At 48.6% G+C, this 20,991-nt stretch carries 22 protein-coding genes; 2 read left to right on the top strand and 20 right to left on the bottom strand.

Annotated features, from left to right (window positions below; all coding sequences use genetic code 11):
• Window positions 1-64 precede the first annotated feature (64 nt).
• Window positions 65-985, top strand: coding sequence for a glutaminase A (glsA, locus tag A4V09_RS10510; RefSeq protein ID WP_065544725.1), 921 nt, complete (start codon window positions 65-67; stop codon window positions 983-985).
• A 78-nt stretch (window positions 986-1,063) separates the two neighbouring features.
• On the opposite strand, the gene trxB is transcribed toward glsA, so the two are convergent.
• From trxB to A4V09_RS10525, 3 genes are all read right to left on the bottom strand, one after another.
• Window positions 1,064-1,975: a thioredoxin-disulfide reductase gene (gene trxB / locus A4V09_RS10515; RefSeq protein ID WP_065542307.1), complete on the bottom strand. Its 912-nt coding sequence runs from the start codon at window positions 1,973-1,975 to the stop codon at window positions 1,064-1,066.
• A gap of 86 nt (window positions 1,976-2,061) precedes the next feature.
• The gene (gene trxA, locus A4V09_RS10520; RefSeq protein WP_065542308.1) at window positions 2,062-2,388 is read right to left on the bottom strand and encodes a thioredoxin; all 327 of its coding nucleotides are present in this window, start codon (window positions 2,386-2,388) and stop codon (window positions 2,062-2,064) included.
• Between the two features lie 121 nt (window positions 2,389-2,509).
• Entirely contained in the window at window positions 2,510-3,466 is a 957-nt protein-coding gene (locus A4V09_RS10525; RefSeq protein ID WP_065542309.1) for a helix-turn-helix transcriptional regulator, read from the bottom strand.
• 162 nt (window positions 3,467-3,628) lie between these two features.
• On the opposite strand from A4V09_RS10525, the gene A4V09_RS10530 reads away from it, so the two are divergent.
• Window positions 3,629-4,267 (top strand): type 1 glutamine amidotransferase family protein, encoded by a 639-nt coding sequence (locus A4V09_RS10530; RefSeq protein WP_065542310.1) that lies wholly within the window; start codon window positions 3,629-3,631, stop codon window positions 4,265-4,267.
• An 89-nt stretch (window positions 4,268-4,356) separates the two neighbouring features.
• Here A4V09_RS10530 and A4V09_RS10535 read toward each other — a convergent pair whose 3' ends face one another.
• The 17 genes from A4V09_RS10535 to A4V09_RS10610 all read right to left on the bottom strand — a co-directional run bounded on the left by A4V09_RS10535 (window position 4,357) and on the right by A4V09_RS10610 (window position 20,947).
• Entirely contained in the window at window positions 4,357-4,962 is a 606-nt protein-coding gene (locus A4V09_RS10535; RefSeq protein ID WP_089280618.1) for a DUF6434 domain-containing protein, read from the bottom strand.
• Window positions 4,959-5,441 carry a hypothetical protein gene (locus tag A4V09_RS10540; RefSeq protein ID WP_065542312.1) on the bottom strand — a complete coding sequence of 161 codons (483 nt, stop codon included), beginning with the start codon at window positions 5,439-5,441 and terminating at the stop codon, window positions 4,959-4,961. Before A4V09_RS10540 ends, A4V09_RS10535 begins: the two co-directional genes overlap by 4 nt.
• Before the next feature lie 16 nt (window positions 5,442-5,457).
• Window positions 5,458-5,958, bottom strand: a complete 501-nt coding sequence (locus A4V09_RS24375; protein WP_065542313.1) for a GyrI-like domain-containing protein — start codon at window positions 5,956-5,958, stop codon at window positions 5,458-5,460.
• Between the two features lie 18 nt (window positions 5,959-5,976).
• Window positions 5,977-6,849, bottom strand: coding sequence for an AraC family transcriptional regulator (locus tag A4V09_RS24380; RefSeq protein WP_065544726.1), 873 nt, complete (start codon window positions 6,847-6,849; stop codon window positions 5,977-5,979).
• Between the two features lie 743 nt (window positions 6,850-7,592).
• On the bottom strand, window positions 7,593-9,116 hold the full coding sequence (locus tag A4V09_RS10550; RefSeq protein ID WP_171285331.1) for an HAL/PAL/TAL family ammonia-lyase: 1,524 nt from the start codon (window positions 9,114-9,116) through the stop codon (window positions 7,593-7,595).
• Window positions 9,117-9,171: 55 nt separating this feature from the next.
• Window positions 9,172-10,200 (bottom strand): Ldh family oxidoreductase, encoded by a 1,029-nt coding sequence (locus tag A4V09_RS10555; protein WP_065542315.1) that lies wholly within the window; start codon window positions 10,198-10,200, stop codon window positions 9,172-9,174.
• Window positions 10,201-10,313: 113 nt separating this feature from the next.
• Window positions 10,314-11,699, bottom strand: a complete 1,386-nt coding sequence (locus A4V09_RS10560) for a trimethylamine methyltransferase family protein (RefSeq protein ID WP_065542316.1) — start codon at window positions 11,697-11,699, stop codon at window positions 10,314-10,316.
• Window positions 11,700-11,768: 69 nt separating this feature from the next.
• Window positions 11,769-12,197 carry an aconitase X swivel domain-containing protein gene (locus tag A4V09_RS10565; RefSeq protein ID WP_065542317.1) on the bottom strand — a complete coding sequence of 143 codons (429 nt, stop codon included), beginning with the start codon at window positions 12,195-12,197 and terminating at the stop codon, window positions 11,769-11,771.
• On the bottom strand, window positions 12,185-13,486 hold the full coding sequence (locus A4V09_RS10570) for an aconitase X (RefSeq protein ID WP_065542318.1): 1,302 nt from the start codon (window positions 13,484-13,486) through the stop codon (window positions 12,185-12,187). Before A4V09_RS10570 ends, A4V09_RS10565 begins: the two co-directional genes overlap by 13 nt.
• Window positions 13,483-13,908 (bottom strand): aconitase X swivel domain-containing protein, encoded by a 426-nt coding sequence (locus A4V09_RS10575; RefSeq protein ID WP_065542319.1) that lies wholly within the window; start codon window positions 13,906-13,908, stop codon window positions 13,483-13,485. The genes A4V09_RS10570 and A4V09_RS10575 overlap by 4 nt, the downstream gene beginning before the upstream one ends.
• 1 nt (window position 13,909) lies before the next feature.
• Window positions 13,910-15,118, bottom strand: coding sequence for an aconitase X catalytic domain-containing protein (locus A4V09_RS10580; protein WP_065542320.1), 1,209 nt, complete (start codon window positions 15,116-15,118; stop codon window positions 13,910-13,912).
• Window positions 15,119-15,139: 21 nt separating this feature from the next.
• Entirely contained in the window at window positions 15,140-16,672 is a 1,533-nt protein-coding gene (locus A4V09_RS10585; protein ID WP_065542321.1) for an HAL/PAL/TAL family ammonia-lyase, read from the bottom strand.
• Window positions 16,673-16,685: 13 nt separating this feature from the next.
• Window positions 16,686-17,222: a hypothetical protein gene (locus tag A4V09_RS10590; protein ID WP_065542322.1), complete on the bottom strand. Its 537-nt coding sequence runs from the start codon at window positions 17,220-17,222 to the stop codon at window positions 16,686-16,688.
• Between the two features lie 154 nt (window positions 17,223-17,376).
• Complete coding sequence (locus A4V09_RS10595) at window positions 17,377-17,655, bottom strand: hypothetical protein (RefSeq protein ID WP_065542323.1); 279 nt, start codon at window positions 17,653-17,655, stop codon at window positions 17,377-17,379.
• Between the two features lie 13 nt (window positions 17,656-17,668).
• Entirely contained in the window at window positions 17,669-19,090 is a 1,422-nt protein-coding gene (locus tag A4V09_RS10600) for a sodium:solute symporter family protein (RefSeq protein WP_065542324.1), read from the bottom strand.
• 70 nt (window positions 19,091-19,160) lie between these two features.
• Window positions 19,161-20,552 (bottom strand): trimethylamine methyltransferase family protein, encoded by a 1,392-nt coding sequence (locus tag A4V09_RS10605; RefSeq protein ID WP_065542325.1) that lies wholly within the window; start codon window positions 20,550-20,552, stop codon window positions 19,161-19,163.
• A gap of 14 nt (window positions 20,553-20,566) precedes the next feature.
• Window positions 20,567-20,947 (bottom strand): RidA family protein, encoded by a 381-nt coding sequence (locus A4V09_RS10610; protein WP_065542326.1) that lies wholly within the window; start codon window positions 20,945-20,947, stop codon window positions 20,567-20,569.
• Between the last annotated feature and the right edge of the window lie 44 nt (window positions 20,948-20,991).

The raw sequence follows: 20,991 nt of genomic DNA on the forward strand, positions 1-20,991 counted from the left end.
ATAAGAAAATACTTTTGATGAACAATAAAGGAAGAATGAATGCATGATAAAGGAGAGAGAACACATGATATCACAGAATTGCCTGCACGATGCCCTGTCCTACGGAAAATGTTTTACAGGTCTTGGACGGCCGGCAGATTACATTCCGGAGCTTGCCCGGGTCAACAAGCACCAGCTTGGTGTCTGCATTGTAAGTCTGGACGGGGAAATTCTAAAAGAGGGGGCTTATGACAGGCCTTTCACTATACAGAGCATTTCCAAACTGGTCTCCCTGATCCTTGCGCTCCATGACAGAGGAGGGGAATATCTTTTTCAGGACAAGGTAGGTGTGGAGCCTACAGGGGACCCCTTTAACTCCATCATAAAACTGGAGACCAGGACACGGCCCTTTAACCCCTTCATCAATGCCGGTGCCATCACAGTGGCAAGCTGTATTGAGGGAAAGGATACGGAGGAGCGATTTGGACGGTTCCTCACCTACATCCGGCATCTGTGCAACAATGATGAAATTTATCTGAATGAGAATGTCTATCTCTCCGAAAAAAGCACAGGGGACCGGAACCGTGCCCTGGCATACTATCTGAAGGCATCCGGCATCTTAGAGGGAGATGTGGAAGAATGCCTGGATTTTTATTTCCGTATGTGTTCTGTGGACGTGACGGCGCTTGATATTGCTAATCTGAGCGCCGTGCTGGCAAATCACGGGACAAATCCTTTTACAGGGGAAAATCTCATTGAACCCTCCTGCGCCAAAGCGCTCCGGGCACTGATGCTCACCTGCGGCATGTACGACGGTTCCGGAAGGTTTGCCATGAAAGTGGGATTTCCGGCCAAAAGCGGCGTGGGCGGAGGAATTGCCGCTGTGGTTGTGGACCGGATGGGAATCGGTGTGTACGGGCCGGCCCTGGATGAGAAAGGAAACAGTATTGGAGGAATAAAAATTCTGGAATATCTGGCGAAAAAGCTGGACTGCAGTCTTTTTTAAGCAGATAAGACCGCACATGCTAAAAACACTCTATAGGTATCATGCCGAATACCTATAGAGTGTTTTTGAACCGTTTTTTTATACCAGGTATTCCTCAATAAAGTGGGATGCAACCGCGCCGTCTGAGGCTGCCGTCACGATCTGCCGCAGGGGTTTTGTCCTCACGTCACCGACTGCAAACACACCGGGCAGGTTGGTTCTGGTTGACTCGTCCGCCTGAATATAACCCTGGCCGTCAAGTTTTGTCTGGCCTTTAAATAGTTCCGTGTCGGGAACCCTGCCAATGGCTGCAAATACACCGTCGCAGGAAATCTCTGACCGCTGTCCTTCAAGATTCTCCACCACAACACCTGTCACCTTTTTATCATGCAGAATTTCTTTTACCTGGCTGTTCCAGATAAATTCCACACTGCTGTTCTTCAGGGGTTCCAGATAAATGTTTGAAGCCCGCAGCGTATCTCTCCTGTGGACCAGATAGACCTTTTTACATATTTTGGAGAGGTACAGGGCATCTGCCGCAGCACTGTTGCCGCCGCCTACTACAACTACGGTCTTATTGCGGTACATCATACCATCACAGGCGGCACAATACGCAACGCCCCGTCCCCGCAGGGAGGCTTCCTCGGGCAGTCCGATCTCTCTTGGGGAAGCCCCGGTCGCGAGCACTACTGCCCTTGCCTTTACCTGGCCTTTGGATGTGTCGATCACCTTTATATCATTTTTCAAATCTACGGCAGTCACATTTACAAAGGCCGTCTCCGCACCGAAGCGCTCGGCTCCCCGCTGCATCTTCTCTCCAAGTTCAAAGCCGTCAATACCCTCCTCAAATCCGGGGTAGTTGTCAACCATACTGGTGGTTGCCATCTGTCCGCCCGGTGACAATTTTTCCAGTACCAGAACCGAAAGCCCGCTTCTGGCACAGTAGAGAGCCGCCGTATATCCGCCGGGTCCTCCGCCGATAACAGCCACATCATATATGTCTTGTCTCATTTGTATTTCCTCCTGCTGCTTTATATTGAAACCGGGACCTGATCCTGACTTTATTGCTGTTTTTCGGATCATCCGGACTGATTTTATCAGATCACCTGATTGGCCTTCAGCCACTCTTCTATTGCATCCTGGGAGGGAGGGTTGACGACACGGTCTGCTTCTTTTCCGTCTTTAAACAGGATCAGTGTGGGGATAGTGTCTATCCCGTACTGCTGGGCTATTTCCGGAAGTGCGTCGATATCTGCTTTGGACACTGTGACTTTACCGTTAATTTCCGCTTCCAGCCTGTCTACCGCAGGGGCAAGTCTGCGGCAGTAACCGCACCACGGAGCCCAAAAGTCTACAACCACCGGTTTTGGGGATTCTAATACTTCTGTTTGGAATTTTGTTTTTTCGATTGTGTTTACTGACATAATTTATCATCCTTTCGTATTTGGTATCCGAAATGACGGATTTTTTATCTGTATTATTATTGTTTACAGTTTCTATACTGTCACTATATCAGTTACAGTTTCACTTGTCAATAGGCAGCTGTTATTTTTTTGTATTACACCTATGCGGATTCCCGTACATGGCAGCTATCTTTTGTATTCTGCGTTTCATTTCTGTACGGACATGTAATGGCTCTAAACACTCACATTTATCCCCAAAACCAAAAAGGATATTATAGTAATAATCGTTCTCTATAAAAGGGAACCGGACAATGTAATGCTCACTGCCATCCGGAGAGAAGTCTTCATAAGGGCAAAACTCAAGTGCCCTGTCCATCACTGATCTATGGATACGGATTTTTATTTTTGTCTGCATCGTATCCCACATTTCTTCAAAGTCTAAAGTGGGTTTTTGAAAGTCTCTCGGTATAAAAGTTTCCTCCTGCATCTTTAGGTTTGATATGCGGGTCAGTTTGAATAAGCGATAATCCTTTCTTTTATGACAATACCCTTGAAAATACCAATGACTGCTTTTCAATACGAGCTGATATGGTTCGGCTGTTCGTGCAGTCTTATTTCCGTCTTGATCTGCATACGCAAACGCAAGCAGTCTGCTCTCCTGCAATGCTGTTTTGATGATTTCTAAATATGGCTGTATGTTCCTGCTGCCCATCCACGGACTTAGATCAATACTTATTTGATTCGCTTTCACTTCAATATCTTTCGCTCTGCCGGCCGGGATAAAGCTCCTGACTTTTGTGAGGGTATGTACCAGTTCATCCCCCCGCACCATGTTGGAGAGGCTGGAAAGCCCCATCAAAAGAGCGGAAAGGTCGGCAGATGAAAAGACATTTTTATCCATCTTGTATCTCTCCATGATCTCAAAACCGCCGCCCACTCCCGCTGAAGAGCGTACAGGAATACCCGCCATATTGATAGCGTCTATGTCGCGATAGATCGTGCGGGGTGAAACTTCAAACATATCTGCCAACTCTTGTGCGCCGATGCGCCCTTTATCGAGAAGTATCATGATAATGCTAACAAGTCTGTCAACTTTCATTTAATTTCCGCCTTTCAATTTTTTTTTAATTCTTGCCATACTGTTGTCAACAATTACATGGTACTATTAAAAAACAAATGGCAACTGTTCCGTTAAATGCACAGACCTACTAAATACGTTACAGCAAACCAATCAATAAAACAATGAAATTGGAGGATATTTATGTTTACGATCTATGTTTACGTTCTTGATACTTTCGCTGACTGGGAAATGGGGTATGCTATTTCAGAATTGAATTCCGGTAGATTTTTCAAAAAGGACGCGCCGCGTATATCACTCAAAACGGTCAGTTATTCTAAAGGACCCATCCGTTCAATGGGCGGGTTGACAATAGTGCCCGATTGCCTGATTGATGATATTGTTGTGAGTGAAACAAGTGTGCTGCTCTTACCGGGCGCAGATACATGGAACGACCGAAAGCATGCTGCTATCCTGGAAAAAGCAAGTGCATTTCTCGCTTTAGGAGCTGCAGTAGGTGCAATCTGCGGGGCTGTCACGGCGCTTGCCGGTTTTGGGCTGTTGGATCAGCGTCCGCACACCAGTAACGGACCGGGATTTCTCGAAATGTTTTGTCCCAATTATAAAGGGCAGGACTTTTATATCGACAAACCGTCTGTAGCCGACAATAATCTTATTACTGCTGGCTGCACCGGGGCTTTATTGTGGGCAAAACAAATCATGGAACATTTAGGTGTCTTCCAGGCAGATACACTGGACTCTTGGTATGCATATTTTAGTACCGGTGCATCGGAACATTTCTTTGCCCTCATGCAGACTTTGCCGTCCTGCCATGGAGACTGACGCTCCTTTTCCATGAGCAGAGAATAAGAAGCGCCGCCTGTGGTTTCTGCTTAGGCGGCGCTGCTCATAGGTTAACGGCTGCAATTCACTTATGTACCGGATGAACCGCTGCCCTTCTTTTTTATTGCGGCTAAGTCTGACCTCTCATAACGGTTATGCCCCTGCAGCTGCTTCTTGTAATTCCAACACCTGACAGCATCCTCCAGAGATTTTCCCTGATTATCCGCAAAAAAATCCCTGATATAGGTATTATACTCAAACTGCTTATCTATCTTTGTTTTCCCTTTTTTCTTATCTTCAAGGATCTGATAATAAGCCGCGATTGCGTCTTTGTAAGTCTTCCCCGAATTGTCTTTCAGCCATTTTTGAAAAGCCACAGAAAAAGAAAAGCTGTTCCCGATATGCGCTTTGAAAAAAGCCCTGTGCTGTTCCGAACAGATAAAATCCGTCTCAATTTTCATATCTTCGCTGATACGAATATGGGAAACAGATGCCGCCTTTCTCTTTACCTTTTTAGCAGACAGCACCTCACCCGTATCAAGAAAATGTGCGATCCTGTCTGTCAGCTCAATTTTCCCACCAGAAACAGGAAGACCATTTTTTCTGCAAAAGTCTGTCAGCTCCTCTTTCAGATAATAAAAATCACGAAATGCTCTGCTGTCTGTATTTTTGTCTAATACCGGCCTGTGGGTCACGCTCCCATTCCCCATGCTTCCGCCTCCTTTAATACTAATGTCCGGATAAACGGATGGTTTTGAGGGCAGACCAAAAACATAAAAGCACTGCTTCGGCACTTCTGATAATGCTCGCCCTTCAGCCAAAAGTCATACCCCATAGAACATTTTGGATTACAGGCATCCGGATCCGCCATACGCTTACAAATAGGGGCTTTCTCAACCGCGTGTATCATTTCATCCGGCAATGTTTCCAGCACCTCTTCATACCGGTTCACATGGACTCCATAAATCCGCACAAGCATCCCTTTCCTCCGAAACACATAATTTGCAATCGTTCTCTTGTTATATATGTAAGAAACCATATAACCGCTTTTTGCAGTTTTAATCTCAATCTTACAGCCAAGTCCAATTAAGCTTTCATGTAAATCTCTTACAAAATCCTGATTCTCAGCCGCCACAGAAGCAACAAACTCATTAAAATCTATCTTCTTATCCATCACAATAAATTCCTCTCTATTTTTCTCTCACTGCAACCCAGACTTCCACATGCCCGTCTGCTCCATAATATTCAATATCCGGCGCTCCCGCTTTCATCCTGCCTGTGATATAGCCCTTATTTAACGGTCTGTATTTGGATTTCGGAAGCCATTTCGTGATTGCCTGAGCTTCCGTTTTCCCTATGGTTTCCTTGGTACACGGAAACACTGCCCAGGTCATATCCGGCACAGTATATTCGGCAAGTTCACCCTGGGCGTCACAGTCACTGGCTATAGCTATAATATACTCAAATTTTCTGGGATCCGCAACATCTGTATTATATATATTGATTCCAAATAATCCGCAAGGCTCCTGATACCCCAACTCCATGAAAACTTTTTCAAAACCGGCCTCTTTCATTTTAGCCCAATGCAGTGGGATGGCTTTTCTGCCCTCCCCTTTCCGGTTTGTTGTCCGGAGCCGATACCCGACAACACGAAAACTCTCCTTTTTTTCTATACGAAACGGTAACTCCATGTTATGGTCCTCCCTGTTTTATCTATTTCTTTCCTTATGCCCGTCAATAACCGGTATCCATATCTGGCTCAGATACTCCTTATCATAAGCATTACCCGTGCTATACCATTCCAGTTCCGGACAATCCGCATGGTCAAACGGATATCTCACCAACCACTCTTCCTGCAGATATTTCCACCCACTCTGAATCGCCTGGGGAACAGCCCCCCTGCAGTCAAAGACTGCCCATGTAGTTTCAGGAATCCGGATTTCACCATATCCTTCCGGCAAGGCCCCCTCTGCAGCCACCATAATAGAATATTCTATCACCCCTGCGCTGCTCTCCCCATTGCGGTACAAACCAAATAAACCTCCCGGTTTTCCTATATCTATAGAAATCAATTTTGAAAAAACACCGGACTTTTGACAATCACTCCAAAACTCCGGTATCTTTGAACCCTGTTGCCCATGGGCGCACCAAACACTCTTTCCTATTAACCTGAACCCCGGCTTTTGTTCCAGTTTCCAGGAATATCGCTGCCTCTCCCAAATCTGCATTTTCGGCACCACCCGCAGTTTGGCATTTCCGCTCCGGGCTTCCTTTGGCGTCATCCCATGAAATTGCTGAAACGCCTTTGTAAAAGACGTCGGTGAATCATACCCATATTGATAGCTGATATCAACCACTCTCTGATCCGTACTTTTTAAATCATAACCCGCTAAAGTAAGTTTTCTGGAACGGACATACTCTGAAAAACTGATACCTTTCATATAAGAAAACACCTTCAGAAAAAAATCAAAAGAACAGCCTGCGATCACTGAAACTTCCTGGTGATCAATGGGTTCCTGTTTCCGCTGCAGATGATTTTCCACATAATCAATAATCAACTGCAATTTTTCATCCCACTCCATATTTCTGCCCCTTTCCTCCTGTCTTCCTCTCATTATACCCGATACGGCAGAATATTTCCTCTTATTTTACGCACCGTTTGGATAGCACCTAAAAACACATTTTATCATTCATCCCCATCCAATTCAGCAGGAGAACATTTCCAGTTGGTTTAGTTAAGCCGAAAAAGGGGGAAATGATTATCACTGCTACAATGGCGCGGAGCTTTTACTTATGCAATAGATAGAATCTATGAAGACCGTCGGTTTATCCTTAAATGAAACCGGCATAATACTCCATGATACAATATAACATACAGAGAAATGACTCAGACAATACAGTCATTAGATATCAAGTCATGCCCAAATGATATGAAGCAAGCTGATGAAATAATAAAAGCATTCCACGCACACAAGGTACAGTTCCCGTCTCCTGGAACAAGAAAAGAGAATGAACAAAAGGAATGCTAAGGAAAAGAATTTCTTTGACAGGACATTCAGCAAACATAAAGACAGGAATATTTTATATTACGCCTGTCATATAGAGCAGCATTTATACATATTGTCACAGCAGTGCTGCATCCGGTCTAGTTTCTAACCGGATGCAGCACTCGAGTGTGTCTGAAAATTGCTTTCGGAAAGCGAAAGCTGTTTTCAGACACGCTCTAGGATAATACAGCATATCTCCGCGGCCAGTGAAAACCAGGAAGGGGATGGGAAAGGGGCGGGGGAAGGCTATGCCCGCAGTTCCGTCCGCCCGCAGTTCCCTAGATTTCCACCAAAACTCCACACTCCCTCACCACATCCAATATCTCCCCCTCCAAGATCAACCTCTTCACCTCTTCCATATAAGGCTCCAACGCCTCATCCTCCTTCAAACAAGGCATAACCTCCCGAATCTTCCCATAAACCGCCTCAATAGCCGGCGAAGACTGTCCGGCAGGATAAAACTCCTTCGCCTGCGCCGCGCAGATCAACTCGATCGCCAGCACATACCTGGCAGTCTCCACCGCGTCACATGCCTTCCTTGCCGCATTATACCCCATATTCACATAATCCTCCTGATTTGCACAAGTAGGCACATTATCCACCACCGCAGGATGAGCCAAAAGCCGCATCTCCCCCGAAAGCCCCGCTGCCGTATACTGGATCATCATCAGCCCATCATTAAAATCCGCACTGGCATTCAAAAACGGCGGCAGTTCACTGAGATGCCTGTTCACCAGACGGTCCGTGCGGCGTTCCGCCATTTTCACCATATCCGCAAGCGCAATACAAAGAAAATCAGATGCCATTCCCAGATAGGTACCATCCGCATTACATCCCATAAGCGCCTCCGCCCCATTCTCCCCCTCAAAAATAAGGGGATTATCCACAGAAGAATTCAGCTCAATCTCAATGGATTCCAAACCATCCTTCAACACCTTTTTCACCGCGCCGTGGAGCTGAGGCATACACCGCAGGGACAAAGCATCCTGTACCCGGTAATCCCTGTACTTCTCCGCGATCTGACTGCCGTACAAAATATTTCTGATATTCTCAGCCGTCTGCATCTGTCCCGGATGGGGTCTGGCCTGCATAAGCCTTTCATCCATGGCTTTCAGCGTACCTTTCAGCATTTCCAGGGAAAATGCCCCTGCCACATCCGCTGTTTTCGCAAGGATGATACTATCAGAATAGGCCAGACAGGCCAGCGCTGTCACAGATGTGGTTCCCGATACAAGAGTCAGCCCCTCCTTTGAGCCAAGAACTGCCGGCTTTAACCCCGCACGCCTTAGTGCCTCCGCACCTGTCAGAAGATTTCCCTCATACCAGGCTTTTCCTTCCCCGATCAGCACCATTCCGATATGGGCTTCCAAACCAATATAACCTACAGAGCCATGTTTCGGAACCCTGGGCGTGATGTTCCTGTTCAGCAGCTCTTTCAAAAGCTCCAGGGTTTCCAGGCGAAATCCGGTGTGCCCGCTTCCAAAATGCAGGAGCATGACAAATATCATGGCTCTGACCCCCTCCTCCGAGAGAGGTTCCCCTACAGAGACTGTGTGGGCCAGGATATGATTCCTCTGGATTTTAACCCGCTCCTCCTCAGGAATAAATTTTCGGCAGTTATCCCCCAGGCCTGTCGTAATGCCGTAAATAGCTTTTCCTTCACGGCTGAAACGCTCCACATGTTCCCTGCAGGCCTTCACTCTCTTTTTATATTCTTCTGAAAACTCCACTTTTGCGCCGTACCTGGCTACAGACACTACCTGCTCCAGCGAATTTTCTCCTCCTAAAGTAACAAGATCCATAGATACCTCCATTTGCCAAGAGGCGCACGCAGGGCAAAACCACTGCGTGCGCTCCTCAGTTCAGCTTTTTATTGTTTTCATATCCCCCTTCCAGGGACACACTCATTATTTTCAGTCTCCGGTAAACATCTTCCTCCACCTCTGCCTCATGGGACGGCATCTGGCTTACGGGTCTGCTTCCGAATATCTCACCGGGAACAAACACCTGGCCGCCGGGTTTCATAGGCGGACAATTCCGCACATCCCCTGCCAGGCCGTCCACTTCCTCCGTAAAAGCATCAAGAGTCGTAAACATCTCCGGCGAAAATGCCACAAACAGATATCCCAGGTCATATTCATCCCCGGCATGATACCCCATTTTTGCTCCCACAAAAGCACCTGTCATCACTTCCAGCGCATAACAGAGCGCATAACCCTTTGGTCCGCCAAAAGGCACTCCTGCTTCTGCTTTCTCCGGGTCTGTGGTAAAATTCCCCTCCCCGTCTATAAAACAGTTATCCGGAAGGGGCCGGTTCTCCACAATGGACTGCCGGACTTCGCCCCATACCTTCTGGGAAGTGGCAAAATCAAAAATATAAGGCTTTCCTCTTTTGCTGGGGAAGGAGAAACAAAGGGGATTGGTACCGAACATGGCCTTCGCCCCTCCGAAGGGAGCCACGCAGGCCGGACCTCCGTTGTTGGTGATCATACCCACAAGCCCCTCCTCAGAAATTTTTCTGGCATAGGGCGTGATCCTGGAATAGCGCCCCACATTTTTCAGGGCTGTGATCCCCACACCGTGTTCTTTTGCCGCAGCAATTGCCAGATTGGTGGAGTACAGGGCCGCAATATGCCCCAGTTCTCCGTTACCGTCCACCTGGGCATAACAGCCTTTCTGCTTGATCAGCTTCATGTCTCCGCTTCTTCTGGAAAGACCTGCATCCACAGTCAGGAATTTTGACAGGCCATGGGTTCTGTGCCCCTCCAGTTCGGATTCCAGATAATCGGAGATCATAAATTCCGCATATTCCCCTGTAATGCCCCTTAGTGCCAAAGCTTTGTGCATCAGCTCTTTTATTTCTTCTATTTTTACTGTAACACCCATAAATTTTTATCCTCTCGTAACGGTTCAGTACCTTCACAGTTACGAGCAAAATCCATGCAGAATCGTCTTTGTCGACGGGATTTTTGCCCGGCTGCTGAATCGTTACATCCTCTCTATAGTATTGCCAAAAGCTCATCCAGCATCTGGGTCTGCCGTTTATCATATACAGGCAGGCAGTACCCATCCAGGCGCTCTCTTACCAGTTCCTGGGCCTTTAAGATGACAGAGGGCATACCCAGCTGCTTCCAGTTATGGTATATCTCACTGTTGAACAGCCTGGGATGAAATAATTCTTTTTGATACAGCTCCAGGGTCTCATCCTCCAGCATATAGGTCCCCCCTGGCCCTACCCTTCTGATCATGTCCATATGGATGGACTCCTCTGTTATATAATCACGGTTTTCCACTGAGAATCTGGCTTCCAGCATCTCTTCATCCAGCACATATTTTTCCAGGCTGAACACATTCAGACAATCCATCTCCCCAAATGCATGGAAAATAAAATCCGTATCGCAGTCAAAGGTGGTCATCAGGGACACAGCCGTCTCGGCGCCGTCCTGCCAATCAAGCTGCTTTGCGCCTGAGAGGGAGCCGCCTACCCTGGAGGGAATGCCGTAAAAGTCAGCCATCGCCTTTGCATACTGCATGAAGACCGCAACCTCCGGCCCCCAGGAGATGGGAACTGCCTTTCTCATGTCTGCGCTGTAGGTCACATTGCCGTAGACCACCGGAACGCCGGGATTTACCACCTGAGTCATGAGAATGCCTGCCAGTACCTCCGCGTTGTTCTGCACCACAGTCCCGCCCACCGTGATGGGGCTGGTCATCCCCGGTGCGGAGCAGCAGGTGATCACAACCGGCTGGTTCCTTTTTACATAAGCCAGGGTAGCTGCCACGTCCTCCCTGCTGTACCTGAGGGGGGAACTTACATTTTCCACGCCTATCGTAAAATATTCCCCCATCTCTCCGTAAAAGTCCCTAATGAACTCAATGGATTCCGCTGCGCTCTTTCCTGTCTCACAGGATGCGATCAGCGGCTTTTTGGAATATTTCAGGCTCAGGACGGTCTTTAGCAGTTCCACCTTGCCATCCGGAAGCCCTGAGGCATAGATACCCGGCACGCAGCACAGATTCACCAGACGGCTTGTCTCGTCCATTTTCGTGGCATCAATATAATCTTTTACCGTGGGGGTACATATCTCCCCGTCTCTCAATATGGTCATGGCACCTGAAGCGGTGGAAACAGCCTTGCCTCCATCCCCTATTTTCAGGCTGGCAAAGGGCGTCTCTATGGTAAAGCTGGGCTTCAGGCCTTTCAATATTTCCTCTGTGAAAGAGCGTTCAAAATAAACCCTCTGTCCCTCCACACGGATTCCTCTCTTTTTGAATACCTCCAGAATTTCACGGTGTTCAAAATTCACGCCCACACTCTCCAGAATTTCCAGAGACTTCTCATGAATCATCTGCACTTCTGAATCTTTTATCTTCTTCACGAGCATAGCAGGTTCTTCCTCTCTTCCTATGCCGGCTCTGCCATGGTCCCGGCCTTCAATTTATAACACATGTTCTTACTGCAAAGATGCCTTCAGGATCTCCAGCGTACCTTTTGTTCCGTCAAGTCTTACAAAATCCCCGGTTTTCACCCGGACACACGGGTCATCCTCTTTTGAAAAATCCACCACTGTGGGAATCTGCATAACAGCGCTGGCAACCCCCGCACTGCTGTCTATTTTGGAAAATGCCCATCCCCTGGGCGCAGAGCCGGCGGCTCTTGCTGCCCCGAAATAGCAGGACCATCCGTTGGATCCCTTACTGCCCGGCATGATCAGAATGGTATCCTTTATACTTTTCCCTTTATTGATGTTCTCATAATCCTTTATCACACCTGTTTCCGGGTCGATGCCGCCCCATCCTGTGATACTGTCCGCGCACACCAATGCTTTGCCTTCCACAATGCCCGGTATCACACCTCTGCCCTGCAGCACTATTTTTTCCACCGGTATTCCTCCTTCCAAACGCCGGATACTGCTGCGTCTATGCAGCGGTATTTATCCGTATAATAGACACGTTCGGCGCAGCCCTCTGAGCGCACGCTTCCGGACTGTTTCAGACTGTCATAGACCTGCCCTTTGTAGCGCTTTAAGAAACAGTCTCCTATGGTGACCGGACAGGTACTTGTCTGTATGGTTCCTCCTGCATCTTCGATCATCTTCGTATATCCGTTTAAATCCGCCATGGCCTTGATGGGATATACGGTCCATATCATAAATCTTACACCATCGTGTATCTTTTTGCCACAAATATAATCCGCTGCCTCTTTAATCTGATGGATATCATAATGAGGGCAGCCCAGGCTGACCAGATCCACAGAGCCTCCTTCTGTCTCACACAGAGGCTCATAAGCGGAACAGATATCCTGCTGCGTCAGCGTAAATTCCTCCTGCACCTCGTGTCCCATAAAAGCCTCCTCAAGGGTATTGGCTTCCGGGGTGATCCCCACAATATGGCACATCCTGCAGTTGGTGGTAATGGCAAGGGCAGTAAAAAAACTTTTCAGCTTTACAAAATCCACACCCTCAAAATTGCCGGTAAGGACCGGTGTGCAGCCGGTCAGCGGCAGCCGTTTTCCCATGGCTTTTCCCAGCAACTCCCATTCAACAGGGGAGTCAAGGTCCGCCTCCACATGGATCAAATGGGTTCCATAACGGTTTTCCTTCACATGGTATCCCCAGTAAGGTGTCCTGCCGCAGATGGCTGACCAGAAAGCCGCTTCGATCCCATCTGCATTGCAGCACGCTCCCCATATGGAATTGCCCATGATGGTAACCCCTGACTCTGTGGTCACAAAATGCTCCCCGCGCACAGGCAGCCACCCCATCAGATAAGGGGAACAGGAACCGGCTATGGTAACACCTGCTTTTCTGGACTCCTCCAGATAGTAATTGTTCTTATCAAAATCCTCTTTGGGCTGGTTGAAGATCTCATGATCAAACTGGTCGCTGGCAGCCACGCAGGACTGCACATAGCAGTCCTTGTCCACACGGTCAAAGACGATCCGCTCATCACGGGCCAGGTTCATCCTGGAAAATACCTCATGGAAATCTTTACTTTTACAGACGCCAAGATAGGTATGGCTCCCGCAGAACACAGTGGCCTTTGTCACTTTACAGAGTTTTTCCGCCCCCAGGACCCGGGCATACTGCACGATATTTTCCAGAGCAGTCTGGCGAAGCTTTCCCTGTTTTCCGTCCAGGATCTCCTGCTCTTCTTCTGTCAAATGAATCACTTGCTGTCCTCCGTTTCCTCCAGGATCTCAATGATCCCCTGGTCTGCATCCACTACGATCCGGTCCCCGTCCTTCACGGTCTCATAAAATGCAGGGTCCACTCTGTCCACCATAGGCACCTCCATAATGATGGCACTGGACACCAGCACCGTTTCCGGATGCTCAATGATCATGGCTGCCGGTGAATTTTCCCTCTGGTTTAACTGATAGAGGCCATCTGCCTGCACCACGGAGCTGCCCTTTCCGCCAGGAAAAATCAGTGCCTTATGAGCAATGGATCTTCCCTCCAGATCATGGGCCTTCTCTATGACAGTGCCTGTGGCAGGGTCTATCAGATAGAACATGATATGGTCCTTTGATACAATGGCCTGCGCCTCCGCCCGGCCCTCAGAAATTTTATGGCATGTAAATCTTTTTCCCATATTATTTTACCTCCCCGGTGAGTGCTGCTTCGATACATGTGTCAAGGTCCCGGATAACAAAATGAATGCCTCTCCTCTGGGGATAGTAAGCACATTTCGGTGACTCCGTGATTCCGACTTTGCCTGTCAAATGCCTCCAGCAGGGCTGGTCCGGGCAGCTGTCAGGCACGATAAAACCGCCTGCATCTGTGATGATCCGGTCAAATCCCATGCGTACTGCCATCTCTTTTACGTGGCTGGATGTGAGGATCCACATCTCTTTTTTAAGCTTCTTTCCTTCCAGTTTTTCCGCTATGTATTTTACTTCCTCCAGTGTAAAATGAGGGCATCCAAACATGGCAAAATCAATTGTCCTGCTGCCTTCCAGAGAGATTTCTTTTAAAATTGCTTCTTTATCCTCATTGGTGATCACCACCGTTCTCTTTGGCGCCTTACCTCCAAGAGCGGTCCCCAGGTCAGGGGCTTCCGGGGTAACTCCCACAATATGGTACATGCCGTAAGCGCCTGATGTATTAAGCTGGGCACCCAGATTTCTCAGCGCCTCCTTCGTGATGGTTTCCTTCGGAAAGCCGGTAAATACAGGAATGCCCTCCCCGATCTTCTTACCCAGCATACCGATGATATGGTAGTCAAAATCATTCTTCACATCTGCCTGTATCTCCACCAGGATATCACCTTTTCTGTTCTCGTCCAGCAAAAGCCCGTACTCCGGCACACAGCCTGTGATGGCTGCACAGAGGGCACTGTTAGCCCCCTCCCGGTTGGTCCTGGCTCCCCACACCGCGTTGGCATAAGGTGTGGCGCTGGATTCCGAGAAGGCGATCACCTCCCGGTAATTCGGTACATTTGTGTCAATATAGGGGGTACAGTTATAGGAAAGCTGTGCTCCCAGTGCTTTGTAGGCATTGTGTGTTCTCTGCATCAGATCCGCATATTCCGGTGCCACCATGTCCCTGTTTTTGAAAAATTCCAGGCAGAAGCCAGGATTAACTGTGGGGATTACCCTGCATTTCGCGCCGCCTGCAAGCATCTTCTCTGCAAACCACAGGTCTGCCTCCTGATTTGACAGGGCAACATGTGCCCTGGTGATGGGAACCATCCTTTCAGCGCCGAAAGACTCGCCGATCGCCGCCTGTATTTTCATGGCATAGGCTGCTCCCTTTCCATATTTTCCATCCAGCATGTCCTGCTGGTGCTGTGTCAACTGCATGTATGATCCTCCTCTGTTTTTTTATTTATCCAGTACTGTCCGGGCACTTTTTAAAAGCCCGCCGTCATGGATCCAGTCTTTGAGTTTCTCCAGGCAGGGGTATATATAAATATCCTCCTCCATGACAGGGACCAGGTCTTTCATTGCCTCCAGTACAGCCCCGGTTCCCTCTCCCCTTGCCAGGGATGCGTCCACAAACTGCTGTGCCTGGTAAGCGGAGAGCAGTTCGATCGCCAGGACATACTCGAATTTTTCTGCTACACTAAGCGCTTTTTTACAGGCATTGTATCCCATGGATACATAGTCTTCCTGATTGGCACTTGTGGTCACACTGTCCACGGAAGCCGGAGTGGACAGGATCTTCATATCATTCAGAAGCCCTGCCTGTGTATACTGGGGTATCATAAGGCCGGAATTCAGGCCAGGTTTTTTGATCAGGAAGTAAGGATGTTCCGACAGTTTTTCATCCAGGAAGCGCACATTTCTGCGCTCCGACATTTTCGCCGCCGCTGTGGCTGCAATACAGGCGGAATCCATCTCGATCCCCACATAGGAGGCATCCGGATTTCCGTTGGAAAACACCTGCGGGTCATCAGGCTCCCCACATACTATGGGATTATCCGCACATCCGTTGATCTCCACCTCAATTGCCGCCCAGGCATCCCGCAGGGTCTTCTTCACCGCGCCGTGAAGCTGCGGGATACACCGCAGTGACAAGGGATCCTGCACATGGGTACCCTCTGCCTTCTTTATCACCTGGGAACCACGGAGCATCTGCTTGATAAGGGCAGCCGTCTCCAAAAGTTCTTTCTGGGGGCGGCAGTTGAGCACTCTGTCATCGTAGGCCCGCAGTAGCCCGTTCAGCATCTCAAAAGACATGGCTGCCACCACGTCAGCAGATTCCACTGCTTTCAGCAGATCGTAAATACCCATAGCTGCCAGGGCCGTAGGGGAGGAAGTCCCGTTCAGAAGCGCAAGCCCTTCCTTGTAGCTGGGTGCCAACGGCTCCATGCCGGCCTTCCTAAGTGCGGTCCTGCTGTCAGACAGCTCCCCCCGGTAATACATCCTTCCCTCTCCGATCAAAGCTGCCGCAATATGTCCCTCCGCGCACAGATATCCCACCGAACCTTCCCGTGGCGTGCAGGGTATGAGATTCTTATTCAAAAAGTCCCGGTAATGCTCCAAAAGCTCCATCCGCACACCGCTCATACCCATGCCAAGGCTCTGTAAAACCATCAGGATAATGGCCCTTACCTCTTCCTCTTTGAAAGGCTCCCCCACACTGGTGGAATGGGTCAGGATAATATTACGCTGTAATTTTTCCGCGTCCTCTTTTCCTATGGTCTTTGTGACCAAGGCTCCAAAACCTGTGGTTGTGCCATAGACTACCCGCTCCTCCTCCACGCATGTCTCCACAATTTTTCTGGATCTCTCTACCCGCTGCCTGTATTCCGGGGAAAAATCCACCTCCGCATGAAAACGCACCACTGCCATAAATTCCTCTATGGTCAGTTTCCTGCCTAAAACTACTTTTGTCATTTTTTCTTCCTTCATCTGGTTTCCCCCTTTAAAAGTTTCTGCACACTACATTTCCGTCTGCCGCTATAGGCATGTATCTGGCTTTTGTCCCCTCCACCATGTCCCCATAGATGGCAATGTAAAACGGACGGTAAACCTTGCGCTCCTCAACCGGCTTTATGGCTAAATTCCTGCCCACATGGCGTCTCACCATCCGGCCTGCCATAATGGCGCCGCAGTCCGTGAGCCTCTTATCTTCATAATATGTGGGCTGGATATCATTTTCTTCCACATCCTTTACTTCTGTTGCTATATCGTCCTCCACATAGGAGGCACTGCAGGTGGTGGCTTCCACCATCACACGGATTTTTTGTCTGTCCTCGTCATTTTTCTTCTTGATGGTCTTGACAATAATGTTGTCTTTGTACGTCATTTCATATGTAATATAACGGCTTTCCAGATACATAATACGGAGGTTGATTTTCTTACTTCCAAACAGGGCGCGCACGATGGGATTTTTCCCACCTTTTGCAATTCTGAGAGCTTCCTCCTCTTTCATCTTTACAGGAAAACATTCTATTTTCATTTACCTATACCTCCTTACAAACCTTATCCTCTGCCGGACTGCCTGCCGCTTTGTGACCGGAACTTCCCATACAGCCATATGTGCCGTCTCTTCTCTTTTTTTCTGCACAGGACTTTGCAGTTGAAATGCCGCGCTGCCCTGTGCTGCGATCTCTTTATTTTTTCTTTTTCTTGTCACTGCCTTTTTTGCCGGTGGCAAATGAAACAACTTCTGTACAATATTTCAGGAAAACGCCCACGGTTATAAGAATGGCGATTCCCGGAGCCATGATACCGATAATAAAATCCACACTGTTCAGCATTCCATATCCATAAATACATGCCAGCACAATATAGAGGAGCACCAAAGCGCCGTCCACGCCCAGCCATTCCACTTTCAGCTCTGATTTTTCCTGTTCTGTCAGTTCACTTGTCTTTTCTTTGGGATCTTTCATCTCTGCTTCCTCCTTACATTCCTTTCAGTCTGCGTTCTGCGTTCAAATCCTTACCAAAGCGGTTTCCAATGAGGAAGGCCACAAAGGAGAGGGGCAGACCGATGAGAACCGGGTCAATGGTTACGCCTGATATGGTAACAGGCCATACATACTGGAATATGATCCAGGTAACACCACCTACAAGCATACTGGCAACACCTGCCACATTCGTCTTTCTGCCGTCAAACATCAGGGCCGCAATGATTGGCACAAACAACAGCGTCATACTGATACTGCTCAAAAACAGGAACGCGTCATACACGCGGTCAAATCGGAATGCGGTAAAGAGACCGATAATACCGAAAATAACTGCTGCCACTCTTGTGATCGTAATGCTGACCTTATCCTTCAGCTTTTTGTCTCCTCTGAGCATGTAAATAATATCATTAGAGATGATCTCTCCGCCAATCAGGTAATAACTGTCCAGCGTGGAGATGATGGCTCCCAGAATACCTACCACAAACAAGCCTCTTGCCACAACAGGCAGATACTCGATCACGGTAGCCACATAGGTAACTTCCGGCTGCACAGCCAGTGCTGTGTCACGGACGCGGATAATGGTCCCTGTCATAATGGTGACCACGTCGAAGGACAGCCAGATGGAAAAACATAAAAGCATGGCTCTTTTGCCTGTTTTCGGAGAGTTGGCTGCTGCAAATCTCTGATAAAACGCAGGGTCCTTATACAGGTTGATACAGAGAATGATCAGAATAGCAGCCTGCGGAACAGGAATTCCGCCGAACGCAGTGAGCATCTCCGGAGCCGGACCGCTCAGGGCCGCTTTGATGCCTTCCAGTCCGCCCACGCTGAAAAACAGTTTTGGGAATGCGGAGGATACACAGGTAACCATCAGGAAAAAGAAGATCATATCCGTCACAGCTACCCCCATTAAGCCGCCCAGACAGGTGACTACAATGGAAATGGCAACTACAATGGCTGCCACCATGATTTTATCCGCATGCCAGGCACCTTCGCCTACATATCCCACTGCTGCGATCTCACCGATCGACAGACAGGTGATCACAATAACGATCGCGCCCAGGACAGCCGCAAATTTTCCGTAATGCACCCGCAGAAGGTCAGGGATGGTTCCCTTTGCCTTCACGGAAATTCTGGGTGCCACCCACAGGGCCAGGGGAAAACGCACCGCATGGGCACCGATCGACCAGATAAAAAATCCTGCAAAACCCATGGTTGTGGAATAGCCTACGGTTCCCACAACACCTGCGCCGCCGTACCAGGATGCCATCAGGGTACCCACCACCAAAGACCAGGGCAGGGCCCGGTTTGCTTTGTAAAAACTGTCCATATCCTGTGAGGTCTTGGAAAAATAATATCCTACTGCCAGAATACCGATGAAACAGATCACGACTACTATGTTGTCAATAATGGTCATAAAAACAACCTCCCTCTTCTTTTGCTTTTCCTTTTGTCATCATACGGCTTTGCCGTATGCCTTTTCCCCGTTACAGGTCAAATCCCTCCAGAGCCTTCTCAAGCACAGCTCTCTGCTTCGCCGTGAACTTTGGCGGTGTGTATTCTCTCAGGCGTTTTTCCACCCGTTCTTTTGCTTTTTGTTCTACGGAGACTCTTCCGTTCCGCTCCCAATCCGCATAATTTTCCAGACTGTAAAGCTCCGGATAATATATCTCTGTCCGGTAGCGCAGGATCGTCTCCTCCTCTGCCAGGTAATTTCCTCCCGGCCCTACCTCCGAGATGGTTTCCAGATCCATATCTTCCTCTGAGAAAATGTCAATACTCTCCACAGATTTTCTGGCAGCCATTATCTGTTCATCCAGCACATATTTCTCAAAGCTGAATACATTCAGGCCATCCATCTCCCCGAAGGAATGGAAAATAAAGTCTGCCTTTACATCCAGGCTGGTCATAAGGGACATGGCTGTCTCCGCGCCGTTCTGGTAATCCAGCTCTTTCCCCATAGACAGGGAACCGCCGGTGCGGCAGGGAATGTGATAGTAGTCTGCCATAGCCTTTGCATACTGGATAAACACTGCTTCCTCACAGCCCCAGGAAACAGGCATGGCCTTTCTCATATTGGAGACATAGGTGGTATTTCCGTAGACAACCGGCGCCCCCGGATTCACAAGCTGGGTCATGATGACACCTGCCAGCACCTCCGCGTTGTTCTGGACAATGGTGCCGCCCAGTGTTACAGGACTTGTCATGCCCGGTATGGCGCAGCAGGCAATTACCACAGGAAGATTTCTTTTTGTATAGGCAAGCTGTCCTTCTATGTCATCCTTGGCATAGCGCATGGGCGAAATAACATTTCCCACGCCTATGGTGTAATACCCCTCGTCCGTATCGTAAAAATCACGTGCAAGCTGTATGGTCTCCTCTGCGTCCGTCTTACCGAAGCAGGACATGATGACAGGATGAGTGGAATATTTCAGGGTAAGCGCCCCTTTGATCACCTCTGCCCTCTCCTTTGGAAATGCCGGTATATAGGTCAGCGGAGAGCTGGACAGGTTGATCATATTGCTGGACGCATCCAGCTTACGGATATTCACATAGTCCTCCGGTGTGGGGTCATAGACTTTATTGTCCCTCAGGATTTTCCTGGACCCTGATGCGGAACAAATGGCCTGTCCCCCCTCACCGATCTTCAGTTCCTCAAAAGGTGTCTTCATCACAAAGCTGGCCGGTGCTGTGGACAGTGCACGCTCCACTGTTTCTTTGTCAAAATACACCCGGTTCCCCTCTGTGCGTAACCCCTGTTTCCTGTACAGTTCCAAAAGCTCAGGGTGCTCAAAATCCACACCTACATGCTCCAGCAGATACAGAGTCTTTTCATGAATAGTCTCCAGTTCCGTTTGTTTTATCTGATTTATTAACATATGCCATCCTCCGTTTACAGTTTTACAATGGCTCCCACTTCAATCTTCATGCCTCCCCAGAGCTCAAGGGCAACACCGCATCTTGCAGGAGGACATTCCGTGCCGAAAAATTCTGTGTATATTTCATTCATGGCATCAAAATCCTTCATTGTGGATAAGAACACATCGCATTTCACCACATCCTCCAGAGTTGCCCCCATCTCCTCCACCAGCAGTTTCAGGTTGCCAAGAGCTGCTCTTGTTTCCTCCTGGATGGTTCCGTGAATAATGTCTCCTGTCTCAGGGTCAAGGGCTATCTGTCCTGAGACAAAGGCAAAACCGCCTGCAATGGCAGCCTCAGCCACAGGGCCTCCGAACACTTTCATTCCCTTTGGGGTAAATACTTCTTTCTTCATTTTTGCTGTAACTCCTTTCCATTTTCGTCATCTGACGGATACTC

Source organism: Blautia pseudococcoides (assembly GCF_001689125.2).
GTDB classification, from domain to species: Bacteria; Bacillota; Clostridia; order Lachnospirales; family Lachnospiraceae; genus Blautia; species Blautia pseudococcoides.

Excerpts from the sequence above, each read along its gene's own strand:
- A4V09_RS24375 (WP_065542313.1), bottom strand. The coding sequence starts at position 5,958 with ATGGAGTTACCGTTTCGTATAGAAAAAAAGGAGAGTTTTCGTGTTGTC.
- A4V09_RS10600 (WP_065542324.1), bottom strand. The coding sequence starts at position 19,090 with ATGACCATTATTGACAACATAGTAGTCGTGATCTGTTTCATCGGTATT.
- A4V09_RS10585 (WP_065542321.1), bottom strand. The coding sequence starts at position 16,672 with ATGAAGGAAGAAAAAATGACAAAAGTAGTTTTAGGCAGGAAACTGACC.
- A4V09_RS10560 (WP_065542316.1), bottom strand. The coding sequence starts at position 11,699 with ATGCTCGTGAAGAAGATAAAAGATTCAGAAGTGCAGATGATTCATGAG.
- A4V09_RS10525 (WP_065542309.1), bottom strand. The coding sequence starts at position 3,466 with ATGAAAGTTGACAGACTTGTTAGCATTATCATGATACTTCTCGATAAA.
- A4V09_RS10595 (WP_065542323.1), bottom strand. The coding sequence starts at position 17,655 with ATGAAAGATCCCAAAGAAAAGACAAGTGAACTGACAGAACAGGAAAAA.
- A4V09_RS10605 (WP_065542325.1), bottom strand. The coding sequence starts at position 20,552 with ATGTTAATAAATCAGATAAAACAAACGGAACTGGAGACTATTCATGAA.
- trxA (WP_065542308.1), bottom strand. The coding sequence starts at position 2,388 with ATGTCAGTAAACACAATCGAAAAAACAAAATTCCAAACAGAAGTATTA.
- A4V09_RS24380 (WP_065544726.1), bottom strand. The coding sequence starts at position 6,849 with ATGGAGTGGGATGAAAAATTGCAGTTGATTATTGATTATGTGGAAAAT.
- A4V09_RS10590 (WP_065542322.1), bottom strand. The coding sequence starts at position 17,222 with ATGAAAATAGAATGTTTTCCTGTAAAGATGAAAGAGGAGGAAGCTCTC.
- A4V09_RS10540 (WP_065542312.1), bottom strand. The coding sequence starts at position 5,441 with ATGGATAAGAAGATAGATTTTAATGAGTTTGTTGCTTCTGTGGCGGCT.
- A4V09_RS10555 (WP_065542315.1), bottom strand. The coding sequence starts at position 10,200 with ATGGGTGTTACAGTAAAAATAGAAGAAATAAAAGAGCTGATGCACAAA.
- A4V09_RS10575 (WP_065542319.1), bottom strand. The coding sequence starts at position 13,908 with ATGGGAAAAAGATTTACATGCCATAAAATTTCTGAGGGCCGGGCGGAG.
- A4V09_RS10610 (WP_065542326.1), bottom strand. The coding sequence starts at position 20,947 with ATGAAGAAAGAAGTATTTACCCCAAAGGGAATGAAAGTGTTCGGAGGC.
- trxB (WP_065542307.1), bottom strand. The coding sequence starts at position 1,975 with ATGAGACAAGACATATATGATGTGGCTGTTATCGGCGGAGGACCCGGC.
- A4V09_RS10530 (WP_065542310.1), top strand. The coding sequence starts at position 3,629 with ATGTTTACGATCTATGTTTACGTTCTTGATACTTTCGCTGACTGGGAA.
- A4V09_RS10580 (WP_065542320.1), bottom strand. The coding sequence starts at position 15,118 with ATGCAGTTGACACAGCACCAGCAGGACATGCTGGATGGAAAATATGGA.
- A4V09_RS10550 (WP_171285331.1), bottom strand. The coding sequence starts at position 9,116 with ATGGATCTTGTTACTTTAGGAGGAGAAAATTCGCTGGAGCAGGTAGTG.
- glsA (WP_065544725.1), top strand. The coding sequence starts at position 65 with ATGATATCACAGAATTGCCTGCACGATGCCCTGTCCTACGGAAAATGT.